The sequence below is a fragment of the Pseudomonas sp. NFACC05-1 genome, assembly GCF_900100135.1.
In the GTDB taxonomy this organism is placed as follows: Bacteria; Pseudomonadota; Gammaproteobacteria; order Pseudomonadales; family Pseudomonadaceae; genus Aquipseudomonas; species Aquipseudomonas fluorescens_Q.
Map to the genome: position 1 here is coordinate 675472 of NZ_FMTR01000001.1, position 16364 is coordinate 691835.

Genomic DNA, 16364 nt, shown 5'->3' on the forward strand with positions numbered 1-16364 from the left:
CCATTCAAGCCACGTGCCCTCAAGACTGGACCACCCATGGATCGCTTTCAGGAAATGCAGGTTTTCATGGCGGTGGCCGAGGAGGAAGGGTTCGCCGCTGCTGCCCGCCGACTGCGTATCTCCCCGCCAAGCGTGACGCGCGCCATTGCGGCGATGGAGGAGCGGATCGGCACCCAGCTGTTGTCGCGCACCACCCGCAAGGTGTACTTGACCGAAGCGGGGCAACGCTACCTGGAAGATTGCCGACGGATCCTGAGTGAGCTCGATGAAGCCGAGGAGGCTGCTGCCGGCAGTTATTCGATCCCCTGCGGGTATCTGACGGTCACCGCTCCGGTGCTGTTTGGCGAGCTGTACATCGCGCCTTTGCTGACGGATTACCTGGATCAATTTCCCTCGGTACACCTCAACGCCTTGTTGGTCGACCGCGTGGTGAACATCGCCGACGAAGGCATCGACGTGGCGATCCGCATCGGTCATTTGCAGGAAAACAATCAGCACGCCATCAAGGTTGGTGAAGTGCGCCAGGTGATTTGTGGCGCCCCGGCCTATTTCCAGCGACACGGACGGCCAACGCATCCTGGTGAGTTGAGCAAGGCCAACATCGTGATGTCTTCGGCCAGTCATTTGCTGAGCCACTGGCAGTTCATGGACGAGGCCAGTTCACTGAGCTTGCGCTTTGATCCACGCCTGGTGGTGACCGCGAATCAGGCGGCGATCAATATTGCCTGCCAGGGTTGGGGCGTCACCCGGGTCTTGTCCTATCAAGTAGCCCGGCAGGTCGCCGATGGGGAACTTGAGGTGGTGCTCAAGGCGTTCGAGCCGCCAGCGTTGCCGATTCAGGTGGTGTATCAGAAGAGCAATCGAGTGCCGGCCAAGGTGCGCACGTTCGTCGACTTTCTCGCTGATCGGTTGGGGGACGACGTCACGCTCAAGCCTGTCGTAAAAGGCCTCGCCTGATGGCTCGCCACCATGAAATGCTGATGTTCCATGCGCTGTCGCAGTGCCCCAGTCTCGCTTCGGCAGCCCAGCGCCTCAACGTTTCCGGACCGACCGTGATGCGTGCCATCGCTCGGTTGGAGGCGCGACTGGGTGTGCAGTTACTGTTGCGCAGCACGCGCGGGGTCGTGCTGACTGAGGCCGGGATCGGCTTCATGGCCGACTGTTCACGGATCCTCAGGGCGATTGACGAGGCCGAGGCATCGGCCAAGGGCTGGCATGTCCAGGCCCAAGGCAACCTGACGATCCTGTTGCCCTTGCTGTTCAGCCGCTATGTCATGGCCCCGGTGCTGGCCGGCTACATGGATCAGTACCCCGAGATCAGGATATTCGCCCACTACCACGATCGTTTTCCGAACATGCATGAGGAAGGGCTGGATGTGGCGGTGCTGGTGGGGCATCTGCCCAACTGCTCATTGATCGCACGACCGGTCGGCAGCGTTCGTTCACTCGTCTGCGCCAGTCCTGGCTACCTGGCGCTTCATGGTGAACCGGTTGTGCCGCAGGATCTGCACAATCATCGACTGATCGCCACGCAGGCCAACCAGGATTGGGTCCAGTGGCCTTTTCATCAGCCGGCCAGCGGCCTCAAGGCACGCACGCGGCTCAGCTGCGCCACGCTACAGACGGCCATCGATGCGGCGGCTCATGGGGCTGGGTTGATGCGCTGCTTGAACTATCCACTACACGACTATCTGAACAGCGGACGCTTGCGCCGGGTCTTGCAACCTTATGAGCCGCCCTCGATACCGGTTCATGTGGTCTACCGCGAAAGAAGCAAGGCGCCGATGCGCGTGCGCAGCTTCGTGGATTACATCGTCGAGCGCCTGCGCGAGCACCCGGCCCTGCGAGCGGATGTTTCTTGAGTATCAGCTCGCGCTTGGGCACGTTGCTGGCGAAGGCTGGCGCCTTTGTGATGGGGGTGCTGAAGGTTTTATCAAGCGCCGGCTAAGCGATCACCTCAGTGGCAAAAGAACTCGGTAACGGCTTGGGTCTCAGCGGCGTCCGGAATGCGCCGCCAGGCAATGAAACGTTGGATCGTCGTACCGATCGTCATAGGCCATGCATTACGTCTTGGCCGGCGAGTCGATCAGCCGACAGGTTCCCAGGAAATAAAACACACCACCGGCAACAATGAACAGGGCGAGCATGTAGAAGATGTAGTGAGGTGGCTGCGTTGCCAATACGACGCCACACAGCACCGGCCCGGAGGCGGCGCCGAGGTTGCCGAGATTCTGCGCAGCGTAGTACATGCCGCGCAGGTGGTCGGGCGCGATGTTGTCGATGAACATGTATTCAGTGGGGAAGACGATGATCTCTCCGACCGTGAACACCGCCATGGCGATCACCCAGAGCAGGAGGGTATCGGCCACGGCGAAGCCGGCCAAGCCGAGGATGAACAGACTCAGCCCCGCTGCCAGCCACAGGTTCAGATGCCGGTGGGAAATCTTTCGGCCAATGACGTATTGCAGGCTGATCACCATCAGCGCGTTGGTCGTCACAAGGGCGCTGATGATGCGGTAGGTGGACTGAGCTGTTGTAGTGACCACCAGGTACTGGGAGAGATAGGCCGTGAACTGGCCGAAGACCACCGCGCTGAGCAGGCCGCCGAGGGTGAAGCACACTAAGCGGTAATCGCGCAGCAGAAGCTTGCCCACGGCCAGGAAGGGAACGGGTTTAGCGCTTTCGCGAGCCAGCTCGCTCCTACAGTGGCTCGCATCGACGACCGCCAGGTCCCTGTCGCCCCAGACAAAATAAATCAGGCAGAACCCGGCACCCAGCATGCAGGACAATAGAAATGGCAAGCTGATGTCCAGATCGGCTATTCCCGCCCCGAGAAATGGCCCAACGGCATAGCCGATGTTGGTCAGGGTGTATTTGATCGAGAACGCTTCGCTGCGCTCGGCCACCGCGAGCAAGCTGCCGAATCCCGCCTTGACCGCGATATCGATGACGGCATAGGCCAGGTTGATCAGCACCAGGCAGCTGTAGAACAGCCAGAGATCGCGAGCCAGAAACGTTCCGAGAAACCCCGCCGTGAATAATCCGCTGAACACCAGGATGAGTCGGTAGCTGGACACGTTGTCCACCAGGAATCCACCGTAGAGGCTCAACAGGGAACCGATGATCAATGTGCTGCCGATCACCAGGCCGATGTCGGCAACGTTCAATCCAAAGTTGCCCGACAGGTAGATGACCAGGTAGGGCAGTGTGATTGCCCGGGCCAGCGTCAGGATGAGTGACGCCCAGAGCAGCAGGTTGACTGACGCGGGGTAGTTTTTAAGGGTGGCGAGCATCCTTGCCTCATACGACCGGAGATGTTTATAGGGAGCAGCGTCGTCGCGCGGACGGATACGCGGCAGCCAAGCTTACTGAGGAAGCCAGTTCTGATTTATGATGCTTTTTCTTCAGTTGATTGAATTCAGTTCATGAATAAGGATGTCCATGTTTTCCTCGGAGCGATTGAAAGGGATCGATGTATTTGTCTGTGTTGCCGAGTCCGGCAGTTTCAAGGCTGCCGCTGAGCGGATGAGCCTGACCAGTTCTGCGATCAGCAAAAGCGTTGCTCGCCTGGAGAGCCGACTTGGGGTTCGACTGTTCGAACGTACGACTCGACGTGTTTCGCTGACGGATGCAGGACGCGCCTTTCTTCGCACCTGCACAGGCGTGCTCGCCGACCTGGAAGAGGCTGAGTGGTCGCTGCACGCTGAAAACACCGAGCCACGTGGCAGGGTTCGGATCGACCTTCCGGGCGCCTTCGGCCGATCCCAGGTGCTGCCTATCGTCTTGCGATGCCTGCAGGACTTCCCGCAACTGGTGCCACACCTTTCCTTCTCCGACGGTTTTATCGATCCTGTGCAGGAAGGCGTGGACATCGTGATCCGTTTGGGAGGCGCGGACATTTGGCCGGCCACGTGGGGGCATCGCCACCTTGGCAGCGAATGGCATATTTTCTGTGCGTCCCCTGCGTATCTGGCCAGGCATGGCACGCCCCTGATCGACCTCGATCTGGAACATCACCAGTGCATCGCCTACGGTTGGCCGGATGGAAACGTCAGCCCCTGGAATTTTGCCGGGCATCGGGGCGAAACGCTCAGGAAACAGGTCTCGCCAACGCTGGTGGTGGGCGATGGCGAGGGCCTGGTGATTGCGGTATTGGCGGGTTGCGGTATTGCCCAATTACCGTCCTGGTTGGTCCAGCGACAACTGGATGAGGGGACGTTGGTTGAAGTGTTGCCGCAGTGGGCAACCGATGGAATGGCGATCAATCTTGCCTGGCAGAAAAACCGTGGGACGCTTCCCAAGGTCGCGGCTTTATTGGACGTGCTGACGGCCAGTTTGGCTCAGACGGCAGCAGGGCGGGGGCAACGACTCTAGAAGTTCTGCCTGTGGTGCCACGACTAAGTCGACACCGAATCATGGCAACAGACACAAAGCTTGTTGCCATCGAGATCTCGAAAGTAGGCGCCGTAATAGTCGGGGTGGTAGTGGGGTCTCAAGCCGGGTTCTCCCTCACACGTCCCACCCAGTGCCAGCGCTGTCGCGTAGCTGTTCCTCACGGCTTCCCGGTTGGGCGCAAGCAGAGCCACCATTTGTCCGTTGCCGGGTTCGTGCATCTTGTCGTCAAAGGGTTTTCCAATCACGAAAATGGGACGAGGTGAATGCTCGGCAATCCAGCCCGCCCAGCCTTTGTGGGCGTCGCTAAATTTCAATGTCAGGCCCAGCCCGGTCATGATTTTTGAATAGAACACGAAGGCGCGATCAAAATCGCCGATACCTAGAAACACGTGCGAGATCATAATGGCTACCGTTTTGCCTGTGGGCGTGAGGGTTGTTTGAAATTCCAGCCTACGCTGCCACAGGCATCATCCCGCTGCCAAGTCCGGGCGGTTAGCGCTTCAGCTCAGACGCCGGACGCCTGGCCTGCCGGGCTTCGGTGCCGACGACCAGCCAGATGCCAATCCCGGACACCGCCATCCCCGACACCATCTGCCATGAAAGCGGTTCGTCGAACATGACCCAGGCCCAGAGCATCGTAAAGGGCGGGCTGAGGTACAGGACGCTGGCGACCCGGGTGGCGGTCGCGCGGCGCAGACACAGCCAGTAGAGCCCATAGCCGCCCATCGTCGACAGGCCCGCAGTCCACAAGACGCTCAGTGCAAAGCCGGTGCTGGGTATCGGGGCGAGGCTGCCATGGGCGGCTTCGACCAGGGCGAAGGCCAGGCCCGAAACGCAGCATTGCAGCCACAGGTTAGGCAACAGGCCCAGTGATTGCGCGCAGGGTAGGTATTTCTGCCACAGAGTCGCGACGGCGAGCGAGAGCATGCCAAGCAGCGGCAGGCCATAGGCCCACCAGGGCGCGTTGCCCCACGCCAGCGCGCCTTGGGTCACCAGCATGACGCCGAGCAGGCCGATAAGTAGGCCGGCCCAGACCTGCCAGGCCAGTCGTTGCTTGAGTACGCTCGCAGCCAACAGCGCCAGGCCCATCGGCAGCAGATCAGCGACTAGCGCGGCCAGGCCCGCCGGCACACCCAGCGCAATGCCTTGGGTGATACCGGCCAGGTAGCCCGCCATCGCCAGCAGGCCGATGCCGGCATTTTTCAACAGCACGACGGGCGAGGTTCGGCGCAGCGCTCTGGCGACGAAGGGCAACAGGACGAGTGTGACCACGACGCAACGCCAGAACACCACCAGCAATGCTGGCGCATAATCAATGGAAAAACGCGCGCCAACGAAGCCGGAGCTCCACGTCAGCAGCAACGCGGCTTCGAGCAGTGGCAATGGAATCAGCCAGTGCCAGTCGGGCTTGGGCAGTGAAGGGCAGCTCATCGATTTAGTCGGGTTCATGACCACAGGCTACGAAACCGACGTAATCTAATAAATCAAAATGTAATGCATCAGTACTTCACGAAGATTGAATCATGACGGCCATACTCGATATCGACTTGATCCGTACCTTTCATGCGGTGGCGCGAATCGGCAAATTCAGTGCGGCGGCAGAACAACTGCACAAAAGCCCGGCGGCGGTCAGCGTGCATATTCAGCGCCTGGAGGCGGTCGCTGGCGGGCGTTTGCTCAACCGGGACAATCAATCGGTATCCCTCACGGCGTTGGGCAAGCGTCTGCTCGTGGCGACGACGGAACTGCTGAGCACCCATGACCGGGTGCTGGCCGATCTGCACGGAGCCCGGCTGGCGGGACGCATTACGTTGGGGGTGCCGGATGAATACGCCGAGCATGTCATCCGCGACATCCTCCCGGCCTTCGCCGCCGCGTGGCCCAACGTGGTGCTGGAACTCAAGACCGCGCCAAGCTACGCGTTACGTGACCTGGTGCAGCGCGGCCAGCTCCAGGCAGCGGTCGTTGTGCAGCCGAAGGGTCAGGCCAGTGCTGGAGGGCAAGTGCTGGTTTCCACCACGCCGGTCTGGGTTGGTCCGGTCCACACGACGATGGCCCCGATGGCGCCACTGCCGTTGGCGGTGCATGCGGCGCAATGCCCTTATCGGCAAGCGATGATGGAGGCCCTCAGGCAAAGCGGCCGCAGGACCCGAGTCGTTCTGGAAAGCCCCTCCAACCAGGCCGTCAAGGCGTGTGTGGAAGCGGGGTTGGCGGTCAGCCTGATAGACCGCGCGCGCGTAACAGATGCCATGCAGATCCTCGAAGATCTTCCGGTCATCAAGGAGCACGAGGTGGTGTTCATGCGAGCCCAGGCGTCACACGGCGATGAGGCGGTGAACCTGCTTTCCCGTGCCATGCAACAGTATTTCCGGCTGTAGAAGCGGTCTAGGGACTGCTGCGCAGCCCAGCGGGAGCAAGCTCCCTCGCCACGGGGTTGCGCTCGTACTCAAAAATGAAGTCGAACGCTGCTTTTTGTGGCGAGGGAGCTTGCTCCCGCTGGGCTGCGCAGCAGCCCCAAGACAAGACCGAGCCTACTAAACGATCAAGCCGACAGCGGCGGCGTCCGCGGCGGGATCAGGCGTTTTGAACCGATCGATTCGAACGCCGAAGCCAGTCGCAATAAGGTCGAATCGTCATAGGCGCGGCCAGCGAACGTCAGCCCGACGGGCATGCCGATATCCGCCATGACGCCCATCGGCACGGTGACCGTAGGCACGCCCAGATGGCGGATGGCAAGGTTGCCGTTGGCGACCCAGACCCCATTGCTCCAGGCGATATCGGCAGATGCCGGGTTGACGTCCGCATCCGCCGGCCCGACGTCGGCGACGGTCGGGAAGATCACCGCGTCCAGGCCCAGCCGCTCCATCCAGTCCTCCAGATCGATTCGACGTGTCTGTTCAAGCCCACGCAGGCCGTCGGGCAGGGTCGGGATCTGGTCCCACGGCGTGATGCCCCGCTGGGCCATCTTCACGTACTCATCCATGCCGGCCGCCAGATCATCCTCCCGGTTGGGCAGGGTGCCCGGGTCGTGGGGGAAGATCTTCGGTCCGTCGACGTCGGCCAGGCGATTCAACTTCGGATCGCCGTTGGCCCGCAGGAAGTCATCGAATGCCCAGGCCGACAGGTCCCACAATTCATGGTGCAGGAACTCTTTGGAAACCAGGCCGCGGGTGAATACCGTAGGTGCGCCAGGACGATCGCCCTCGCAGTTGGACACCAGGGGGAAATCCACCTCGACCACTTCGGCGCCACAGGCCTCAAGCGCCTTGCGCGCTTGCTCCCAGAGCTCGATCACCGAGGCGCGGGTGATGATTCGCTGCCCCGTCGGGCCGCCGATGCCGGGGGCTTGGGCCGTGCCCGCCTCAGGGTCGGCGTTGATGTACATCCGAGGAACGCCGAACCGAACGCCTGCCAGCGCACTTGGGTTGCTGGCAAGGCTCGGATACGAGGCCGGACGAACTGAATCAACGCTCGGAATCGGCACCCAGGGTTGCAGGCGCCACAGGTCGCCACGGGTGTCCGGGTCCTCGGCGACCACCACGTCCAGCACTTCGAGCAGGTCGGCCATGGTCCTGGCGAAGGGCACGACGACGTCCATCGTCGGCGTCAACGGCCAGTTGCCACGCACCGAGATCACCCCGCGCGACGGCGTATACGCGCACAAGCCATTGTTCGACGCTGGACCGCGCCCGCTCGACCAGGTTTCTTCGGCAAGGCCGAACGCCGCGAAACTGGCGGCGGTTGCCGTGCCCGCACCGTTCGAAGAGCCGGAGGCAAACGGCGCGGTGAGGTAGTCGCCGTTGTACGGGCTCTCGGCACGGCCATACACCCCGCGCTGCATGCCGCCGTTGGCCATGGGCGGCATGTTGGTCTTGCCCAGGCAGATCGCCCCGGCGGCGCGAAGCCGTTCGATGGTGAACGCATCGCGATAAGCAACCAGGTCCTTGAACGCCGGGCTGCCGGAAGCGGCAGTGAGCCCCTTGACCAGGTAACTGTCCTTGGCCGTATAGGGAATGCCGTCAAGCGGCCCCAGGGTCTGGCCGCTGGCCCGACGGGCATCGCAGGCCTGGGCCTCTTTCAATGCATCGGGGTTGCGCACCACCACCGCGTTGAGGGCTGTGGGCGTGTCGGGGCCGTCGTAGGCATCAATCCTGGCGAGGTAGGCCTGGACAAGCGCCACCGCGGTCGTCTGGCCCGACTCCAGCGCAGCGCGCAATTGGCCAATGGAGGCTTCGGTGATTTCGATCATGCTGTTAGCGCCGCGGCAGAGGGATTGCGGGGTGTTCGGTTCCATTGAAGCTGCTCCTGAGACTTCAGGTCATCTCAAAGTGGATATTTATCGGACTTGCGCACTGTACTACGGAATAGCGATCAGGGGCAGTCGGGTTTTGACCGCACTGTCTCTCGATCGAGCGAAAATTTGCCACCTTCAGACTTCGTTAAGAAACGGCCTCGATACTTTCTCCCAATAGCCCGAGGGAGAACGTTGACCCATGCCCGATTTCGACTGGAACATCCGCCTGCCGCTGGCCTTCGGTGATGCCGGCCCGCCGGTTCGGCACTTGCACCGGGCCTTGCCGGGACAAGCCCGGCGAGCTGAGTTCGAGGCGTTCATCCAGCAGCGTTTTCGCCAGGTCCACGGTGCCGATATTCGTCACTTCATGCCGGAGCTGTTCGGGCTCGACGATGTCCATGGCACGCTCTGCGCAGCCGCTGGCGTGCGCCGGGCCGCCCAGGGGCCGCTGTTCCTCGAACATTATCTGGATAGCCTCATCGAGCCCTTGATCAGCGCCGCCGCCGATCGCGCGGTGGACCGCGCTGGCATCGTCGAGGTTGGCAACCTGGCCGCCAGCGACACGGGCAGCGCTCGGCTGAGCATCATAGCCATCACTTATCTGTTGGCCATGGGCGGCCTGGAGTGGGTTGCGTTCACTGGCAACATCGGCCTGGTCAACAGCTTCCATCGCCTGGGCCTCAAGCCTGTGACGCTGTGCCCGGCAGACCCGCAGCGCCTCGGCGAAGACCGTCATCTCTGGGGCCGCTACTACGAGAGCCAGCCGTGGGTTCACGTTGGAAACATCCGCGCCGGTTTCATTCATCTGCGCAATACCGGCGTGTTCAATCGCCTGGGACTGCCGACGGACCTCGGAGAAACCAGCCATGTCGCCTGAAATGGAACGCTTCAAGCGCACTCTGCGTGGTCATGCCGAGCGCAGGGGCCATGCCGTGGCACTGTGGGGCGACGGCTCGCAGCTCGACTACGCGACACTTTATTCCGAAGTGGTGTACCGCCAGCAACGCTTGCGCGATGAACACATCAGTGTTGTCGCCCTGGCTCTGGATAACGGCATCGAAGCGATGCTCTGGGACCTTGCCGCCCTGTTCGAAGGGCTGACCTGCGTCATCCTGCCCGGGTTTTTCAGCCAGGCTCAACGTCGGCACTGCCTGGAGCAGAGCCAGGCCGAGCGAGTGATTGCCGAGCCCGCATTCGAAGCGCAACTGCAAGCTGCCGGATACCAGCACAGTGGCGAGTTCTGGCGACGGCACTTCGACGGACCGAGCCGTCTGCCGGCAGGCACCGCCAAGCTGACGTTCACCTCTGGCACCACCGGCACGCCGAAGGGCGTCTGCCTGAGCGCCGACAGCCTGTTGCGGGTGGCCCGCGAACTGGAGCAGGCCAGCCAACCGGTCGAGGCCAGGCATCACCTGGCGTTACTGCCCCTGGCGATTTTGCTGGAAAACCTTGGCTGCTACGCGGCGTTGTATGCCGGCGCCATGCTGAGCCTGCCCAGCCAGAAAACCCTCGGCATCCAGGGCGCCAGTGGGGTCGACCCGACCCGGCTGCTGGGATGCCTGGCCGAGCGTCGGGCGCAGAGCCTGATCCTGGTTCCGCAACTGCTGCTGATGTTGGTCATGGCTGCCGAACAAAAGATGTTCAACCCGCACATCGTGCGATTCGCCGCCGTTGGCGGGGCACGGGTGTCCCACGATTTGTTGCAGCGGGCCCAGCGTGTTGGCCTGCCGGTGTTTGAAGGCTATGGGCTGTCGGAATGCGCCTCGGTGGTCTGCCTCAATCGGCCACAGGCTCATCGCGCCGGCAGTGTCGGCCAGCCGCTGCCCCATGTGGAGATCCGCTTGGCCGAGGACGGCGAAGTCCTGATCAAGGGCTCGACGCTGCTCGGTTACCTGGGTGAGCCACCGCACGCCAGCGAATGGTGGCCCAGCGGCGACCTGGGTGAGTTCGACGAAGACGGTTTCCTTTACCTGCGCGGTCGCAAGAAGCATCAGTTCGTGACCAGTTTCGGTCGCAACGTGAACCCCGAATGGGTTGAAGCCGAACTCACCCAGGGCGGTGACATTGCCCAGGCCTTTGTCTATGGCGAAGCCATGCCGCACAACCATGCACTGCTCTGGCCCGCCCGGGCCGACTGCACGGATCAAACGCTGGAGCTGGCCGTGGCCAAGGCCAACGACACGCTGCCCGACTACGCGCGGGTCCATCGCTGGACGCGCCTGGACCAACCCTTCAGCGCTGCCAACGGCATGCTCACCGCCAATGGCCGGCCACGCCGGGAAGCCATCGTCGAGCATTACCGCGCGCAGCTCACTTCATCTGTCTTGTCCGAGGAATCCCCAACATGAGTTTTTTTGACACGTTGCAAGAAGCCACCCAGCAAGAGCGCCAGGCGCTGTTCAATCTGCCGATCATCCGCGACGCCCTCGACGGCCAGGTCAGCCTCGCCAGTTACCGGGGTTTCCTGATCCAGGCGTATTACCACGTGCGCCACACCGTACCGCTGATGATGGCTTGCGGGGCGCGCCTGCCAGCGCATTTGGAATGGCTGCGCAAGGCCGTGTGTGAATACATCGACGAAGAGTACGGCCACGAGCAATGGGTGCTGGATGACATTGCCGTGTGCGGTGGCGATAAGGAAGCGGTGCGCAACGGTCAGCCGTCGTTGCCCATTGAGCTGATGGTCAGTTACCTCTACGACTTGATCGCCCGAGGCAACCCGGTGGGCCTGTTCGGCATGGTCAATGTGCTGGAAGGCACCAGTATCGCTCTGGCGACCCACGCCGCCGACAGCATCCGTCAGCGCCTGGAATTGCCACCCACGGCGTTCAGCTACCTCAGCTCCCATGGTTCGCTCGACATCGAGCATATGCAGACCTATCGCGGCTTGATGAACCGGCTGGAGGATCCGGCGGACCAGGCTGCGGTGATCCATGCCTCCAAGGTGGTGTACCGGTTGTACACCGACATGTTCCGCGGCCTGCCACGTGACGGGGAGCATGAACATGCGCCTGTGTGATGCGCGTGTCGTGCTGACCGGCGCCAGCGGCGGAATCGGCCAGGCCATCGCCGCCGCCTTGTGCGCCAGTGGTGCGCGGGTGCTGGCCGTGGCCAGGCATCACGAAGCCTTGCAGCCGTTGCTGGAGCGTTATCCGCAGCACTTGAGCTGGGTCGAAGCCGACCTGACCTTTCTCGTCGACCGGCGCAAAGTACTGGTCGCCGCCGAGGCTCTGGGCGGTATCAACCTGCTGATCAATGCCGCCGGCGTGAACCACTTCGCCATGCTCGAACAACTCGACGACAGCGAGATCAACGCCATGCTGGCGCTGAACATCAGCGCGCCGATTTGCCTGACCAAACTGCTCTTGCCACTGCTCAAGCAGGCTGACAGTGCGATGGTGGTCAACGTTGGCTCGACCTATGGATCAATCGGCTACCCGGGCTATGCCAGCTACTGCGCCAGCAAGTTTGCCTTGCGCGGTTTTTCCGAAGCCTTGCGCCGGGAGTTGGCCGATACCCGTGTCGGCGTGCTCTACGTAGCGCCCCGGGCCACCCGTACCTCGATGAACAGCCCGGCGGCCGATGCGCTCAACCAAGCCCTCAAGGCCAACGTCGACGACCCGCAAACCGTGGCGGCGGCGGTGATCCACGCGATTATCGGCGACCGACGCGAGTTGTATCTGGGCTGGCCCGAACGCTTTTTCGTCGGCCTCAACAGCCTGCTGCCCAACCTGGTGGACCGTGGTCTGCGCAAGCAATTGCCACTGGTGCGCCGTCTCAGTCACAAACCCGAAAACGAGCATCTCAAGCCATGAAAAAAATCCTCGCTTGCCTGTTGATCGGCACCCTGAGCCAAAGCGTCTGGGCGTTGGAGGCGGCCGACCAGCAACGTCTCAGCGACATCCAGCAGAGTTGGGCCCATATTCAATATGAAGTGCCCGAAGGCCAACGTGCCGATGCGTTCGAAAAACTCGCCGTCCAGGCATCGGCGTTCAAGCAGGAGCGCCAGTCGGTGGCCGAAGCGTGGATCTGGTCTGGCATCGTCAACAGCAGTTGGGCCGGTGCCAAGGGTGGGATCGGTGCACTGGGCAAGGTCAAGGATGCCAAGGGCGACCTGGAAAAAGCCCTGACCCTGGACCCCAAGGCCCTGCAAGGCTCGGCCTATACCAGCCTCGGCGCGCTCTACGACCGGGTGCCGGGCTGGCCCCTGGGTTTCGGCGACTCCGACAAGGCCGAGCAATTGCTCCAGCAGGCGTTGCAACTCAACCCGAACGGCATCGACAGCCTGTACTTTTGGGGCGATCACCTCTACCGTCAGAAGCGCTATAGCGAAGCCAAGGCAGCGTTGCAAAAAGCCTTGCAGGCAGCACCGCGGCCGGGTCGGGAAACGGCTGATGCCGGGCGCCGCAAGGAGATCGACGCTTTACTGGTGGATGTGAACAAGCAACTGAACTGACAGGAGCGGATGTGCGTTTATTACTGATCGAGGATGACGTGGCCCTGGGCGAGGGCATCCATCAGGCCTTGAGTCGCGAAGGTTATACCGTCGACTGGGTGCAGGACGGCGGCAGCGCCTTGCATTCGTTGCTCAGTGAAACATTCGACCTAGCGGTGCTCGACCTGGGCCTGCCACGCATGGACGGCCTGCAAGTGTTGCGGCGCTTGCGTGACAGCGGCTCCAACCTGCCGGTGCTGATCCTCACTGCCCGCGATGCCACCGAGGATCGCATCGCCGGGTTGGACGCCGGGGCCGACGATTATCTGGTCAAGCCCTTCGATCTGGCGGAACTCAAGGCCCGGCTACGGGCCTTGTTGCGCCGCAGCGCCGGCCGCGCCCAAGCGTTGATCGAACATGCCGGCATCAGCCTGAACCCAGGTACCCAGCAAGTCAGTTACCAAGGCAAGCCGGTGGCCCTGACGCCCAAGGAGTATCAGTTGCTCCATGAGCTGCTCTCGCCGCCGGGTCGCGTCATGACTCGCGATCATCTGATGCAACTGCTCTACGGCTGGAGCGAGGAGGCCGAGAGCAACACGCTGGAAGTGCACATCCATCACCTGCGCAAGAAATTCTCCACCGACCTGATCCGCACCATTCGCGGGGTCGGATACCTGGTGGAGGAGCGTCGATGAGTTCGATCCGGCGTCGCACCCTCACGTTGATTCTTGGCCTGCTGTTCCTTGGTTTGTTGATCATCACCGTATTCAACCTGCATGACAGCAACCACGAAATCGCCGAGGTCTACGATGCCCAGTTGGCGCAGAATGCCCGGCTATTGCAGGGCGTGATGCGCATGCCGATGGCGAGCAAGGAGCACGCCGAACTGTATCAGGCGTTCAATTCGGCGTTGGGGCAGGCAGCGCCCAAAGTCGACGGTCATCCCTATGAAAGCAAGATCGCTTTCCAGGTCTGGAACTCACAGGGTTCGGTGTTGGTGCATACGTCCAGCGCACCGTCGTTCACCTCACCGCCGAGCGCGCCTGGCTTCAGTGAGGTCGTGGACCAGAAAAACCGTAAGTGGCGGGCGTTCGTCCTCGACGACGCGCAATACGGCTTGAAGATCTGGGTGGGCGAGCGTGACGACGTGCGTGCCGACCTGGTCGACCGCATTGTTCGTCACACCGTCGTCCCCAACCTGATCGGCAGCGTGGTGCTTGCGGCCGTGATCTGGCTGGCCATCGGCTGGGGGCTCAAACCCCTGGTCGATATGGCGGCGAAGTTGCGGGCCAGGCATCCCGGCTCACTGGAACCCCTGCAAATGATGCCGCTCCCTACGGAGCTTGAGCCCATGCAGGCGGCCCTCAACCGCGTCTTGGCGCAGATCCAGGAGGTGATGGGCCGTGAGCGGCGTTTCATTGCCGACGCCGCCCATGAAATGCGTACGCCGTTGGCCGTGCTGCGGGTGCATGCACAGAACCTGATGGAGGCGGGGAGCGAGCAAAGCCGTCGCGAGTCCCTGGAACACCTGATCGCTGGCGTCGATCGCACCACGCGTTTGGTCAATCAGCTGCTCACCATGGCGCGGCTCGAACCGCAGGCAGGTGTGCCGACGCCTGCGGTCATCGACCTGGCCGCCACGGTTCGTGCGAGCCTGGTTCAGCTGACGCCCTGGTTGTTGAGCAAGGGGCTCGAGCCGGTGCTGGATGTCAGCGATGACATCGGCCCGGTTCGAATCGACCCAGTGGCCATCGACATCGCCTTGAACAACCTGGTGACCAATGCGGCCAATTTTTCGCCGGCCAACGGCACGATCACCGTACGCCTGGCCAGGAAGGGCGATCACTACGAGCTGTCAGTCGAAGACCAGGGGCCGGGTATCGACGAGGCCGAGCGTGAGCGGCTCTTCGAGCGGTTCTACAGCCGCGGCAATGACCAAGGGGCGGGGTTGGGGCTGACGATCGTACGCACCATCGCGGATCGTCTGGGAGGGCACATACGCCTGGAGAATCGCACCGAGGGTGGGCTGTGCGCGACCTTGGAAATAGGGCGCTTCTAAGCGATTTTCCGCTGCCATGACAGGTGGCCGGTCCCGTGCGTTGCTTCAAGCAGGCGCATCGGCCATGGATTGCCGGGCGAGAAAGTCGACTATCTCGCCAACCGTGCTGCGTGCCGTGCGTGTAACGCCGATCAGGGTGGCGGAAGCCGACCCCGTCCACTCGCCGTAGCCGACCAGCCACAGCCTGGGCTCTTGTATCGAGCGGGTGCCCTCGACCTCCACACGGCCGTCGTTGTTGAGCAACCCCAGCGCATCCAGATGCTGTAGGGCGGGCCTGAATCCGGTGCACCAGATCACCACGTCCACGGCTGATTCGCGGCCGTCGGCCCAGATCACGCCGTTGCGGGTAAAGCGCTCGAAAGGCCTGACGGCCTGAAGGACGTTGCGTTCACGGGCCTCGACCACCGGCGGCACCATGACGATGTCACCCAACCCTCCCACGGGTTGGTCGATGACGCGACCTTCCTGCTGGGCCTTCCAGCGCTCGGTGGCGCGCTCGAACAACACGCGCCCATCGACCTCGTCAGGAAGGAACAGTGGTTCGACGGGGGTGACCCAAGTGGTCTCGGCGATTTTCGACACTTCGGCCAGAATCTGTGCCCCTGAATTGCCGCCGCCCACCACCAGGACTTTCTTGCCGGCGAACGGGGCCGCCTCGACATAGTCCGCCGAATGCAGTTGCTGGCCGGCGAACAAGGCCGCATCAAGATAGCGAGGGATGTAGGGGTTGCTCCAGGTGCCCGTTGCGCTGACCACGACCCGGGCATCCCAGTGCTTGTCCGTGGCATATACGCGCAAGCCCGTTTCGGTGGGTTCCACACGGGTGACCTGTACCGGCCGCACCACGGGGAATCCATAGCGCTGTTCATACTGCGTGAGGTAGTCGACCACATGGTCTCGCGACGGATAGCCATCCTGTGAGGGGGGCATCATCCAGCCGGGGATCGAACTCCAGGTCGCCGGGGAAAAGAGTCGCAGCGAGTTCCAGCCATGCCGCCAGGCACCACCGGGTCCCTCCTGGGCATCGAGGATGACGAACGACAGAGGCGTGCGCCGCAGGAAATAGGCCACCGCCAAGGCTGCTTGGCCCCCGCCGATGATGACTACGTCAAATGTCTCGGGCTGTGAGCAGGGCATGGCGGCGAATCCTTCGGTTGAGGGAGCCCGTTGCAAGGCTCCAA

16 protein-coding genes are annotated in these 16364 nt (G+C 62.4%); 11 read left to right on the forward strand and 5 right to left on the reverse strand.

The window, feature by feature from the left end; all coding sequences use genetic code 11:
* Positions 1-36 precede the first annotated feature (36 nt).
* Together BLO97_RS02875 and BLO97_RS02880 are read left to right on the forward strand one after the other, a co-directional pair.
* On the forward strand, positions 37-957 hold the full coding sequence (locus tag BLO97_RS02875; protein ID WP_092344829.1) for a LysR family transcriptional regulator: 921 nt from the start codon (positions 37-39) through the stop codon (positions 955-957).
* The gene (locus BLO97_RS02880; RefSeq protein WP_092344831.1) at positions 957-1862 is read left to right on the forward strand and encodes a LysR family transcriptional regulator; all 906 of its coding nucleotides are present in this window, start codon (positions 957-959) and stop codon (positions 1860-1862) included. Before BLO97_RS02875 ends, BLO97_RS02880 begins: the two co-directional genes overlap by 1 nt.
* A gap of 201 nt (positions 1863-2063) precedes the next feature.
* Here the strand turns inward: BLO97_RS02880 and BLO97_RS02885 are convergent, their stop codons facing one another.
* Positions 2064-3293 (reverse strand): MFS transporter, encoded by a 1230-nt coding sequence (locus BLO97_RS02885; protein ID WP_092344833.1) that lies wholly within the window; start codon positions 3291-3293, stop codon positions 2064-2066.
* A gap of 148 nt (positions 3294-3441) precedes the next feature.
* On the opposite strand from BLO97_RS02885, the gene BLO97_RS02890 reads away from it, so the two are divergent.
* Positions 3442-4374, forward strand: a complete 933-nt coding sequence (locus BLO97_RS02890) for a LysR family transcriptional regulator (RefSeq protein WP_063325097.1) — start codon at positions 3442-3444, stop codon at positions 4372-4374.
* 23 nt (positions 4375-4397) lie between these two features.
* Here the strand turns inward: BLO97_RS02890 and BLO97_RS02895 are convergent, their stop codons facing one another.
* Together BLO97_RS02895 and BLO97_RS02900 are read right to left on the reverse strand one after the other, a co-directional pair.
* Positions 4398-4796 (reverse strand): VOC family protein, encoded by a 399-nt coding sequence (locus BLO97_RS02895; RefSeq protein ID WP_092344835.1) that lies wholly within the window; start codon positions 4794-4796, stop codon positions 4398-4400.
* A gap of 91 nt (positions 4797-4887) precedes the next feature.
* Complete coding sequence (locus BLO97_RS02900) at positions 4888-5844, reverse strand: DMT family transporter (RefSeq protein ID WP_092344837.1); 957 nt, start codon at positions 5842-5844, stop codon at positions 4888-4890.
* Positions 5845-5918: 74 nt separating this feature from the next.
* On the opposite strand from BLO97_RS02900, the gene BLO97_RS02905 reads away from it, so the two are divergent.
* The gene (locus BLO97_RS02905) at positions 5919-6773 is read left to right on the forward strand and encodes a LysR family transcriptional regulator (RefSeq protein ID WP_092141814.1); all 855 of its coding nucleotides are present in this window, start codon (positions 5919-5921) and stop codon (positions 6771-6773) included.
* Between the two features lie 164 nt (positions 6774-6937).
* Here BLO97_RS02905 and BLO97_RS02910 read toward each other — a convergent pair whose 3' ends face one another.
* Positions 6938-8644 (reverse strand): amidase, encoded by a 1707-nt coding sequence (locus BLO97_RS02910; RefSeq protein ID WP_092345102.1) that lies wholly within the window; start codon positions 8642-8644, stop codon positions 6938-6940.
* Between the two features lie 244 nt (positions 8645-8888).
* Here BLO97_RS02910 and BLO97_RS02915 point away from each other — a divergent pair, with 244 nt between their 5' ends.
* From BLO97_RS02915 to BLO97_RS02945, 7 genes are read left to right on the forward strand one after another with little or no spacing between them, the layout of a single operon-like run.
* The gene (locus BLO97_RS02915) at positions 8889-9566 is read left to right on the forward strand and encodes a thermostable hemolysin (protein WP_092141811.1); all 678 of its coding nucleotides are present in this window, start codon (positions 8889-8891) and stop codon (positions 9564-9566) included.
* Entirely contained in the window at positions 9556-11037 is a 1482-nt protein-coding gene (locus tag BLO97_RS02920; protein WP_092221913.1) for an AMP-binding protein, read from the forward strand. Before BLO97_RS02915 ends, BLO97_RS02920 begins: the two co-directional genes overlap by 11 nt.
* On the forward strand, positions 11034-11708 hold the full coding sequence (locus BLO97_RS02925) for an iron-containing redox enzyme family protein (protein WP_092221915.1): 675 nt from the start codon (positions 11034-11036) through the stop codon (positions 11706-11708). The genes BLO97_RS02920 and BLO97_RS02925 overlap by 4 nt, the downstream gene beginning before the upstream one ends.
* Positions 11695-12504: an SDR family oxidoreductase gene (locus tag BLO97_RS02930; protein WP_063321580.1), complete on the forward strand. Its 810-nt coding sequence runs from the start codon at positions 11695-11697 to the stop codon at positions 12502-12504. The genes BLO97_RS02925 and BLO97_RS02930 overlap by 14 nt, the downstream gene beginning before the upstream one ends.
* Positions 12501-13145 (forward strand): tetratricopeptide repeat protein, encoded by a 645-nt coding sequence (locus tag BLO97_RS02935; RefSeq protein WP_057448105.1) that lies wholly within the window; start codon positions 12501-12503, stop codon positions 13143-13145. The genes BLO97_RS02930 and BLO97_RS02935 overlap by 4 nt, the downstream gene beginning before the upstream one ends.
* Before the next feature lie 11 nt (positions 13146-13156).
* Positions 13157-13819, forward strand: a complete 663-nt coding sequence (locus tag BLO97_RS02940) for a response regulator (protein WP_092344839.1) — start codon at positions 13157-13159, stop codon at positions 13817-13819.
* Positions 13816-15183: a sensor histidine kinase gene (locus tag BLO97_RS02945; RefSeq protein WP_092141793.1), complete on the forward strand. Its 1368-nt coding sequence runs from the start codon at positions 13816-13818 to the stop codon at positions 15181-15183. The genes BLO97_RS02940 and BLO97_RS02945 overlap by 4 nt, the downstream gene beginning before the upstream one ends.
* Positions 15184-15228: 45 nt before the next feature.
* Here the strand turns inward: BLO97_RS02945 and BLO97_RS02950 are convergent, their stop codons facing one another.
* A complete protein-coding gene (locus BLO97_RS02950; protein ID WP_092344841.1) occupies positions 15229-16320 on the reverse strand; it encodes an ArsO family NAD(P)H-dependent flavin-containing monooxygenase in 1092 nt (363 codons plus the stop codon).
* Between the last annotated feature and the right edge of the window lie 44 nt (positions 16321-16364).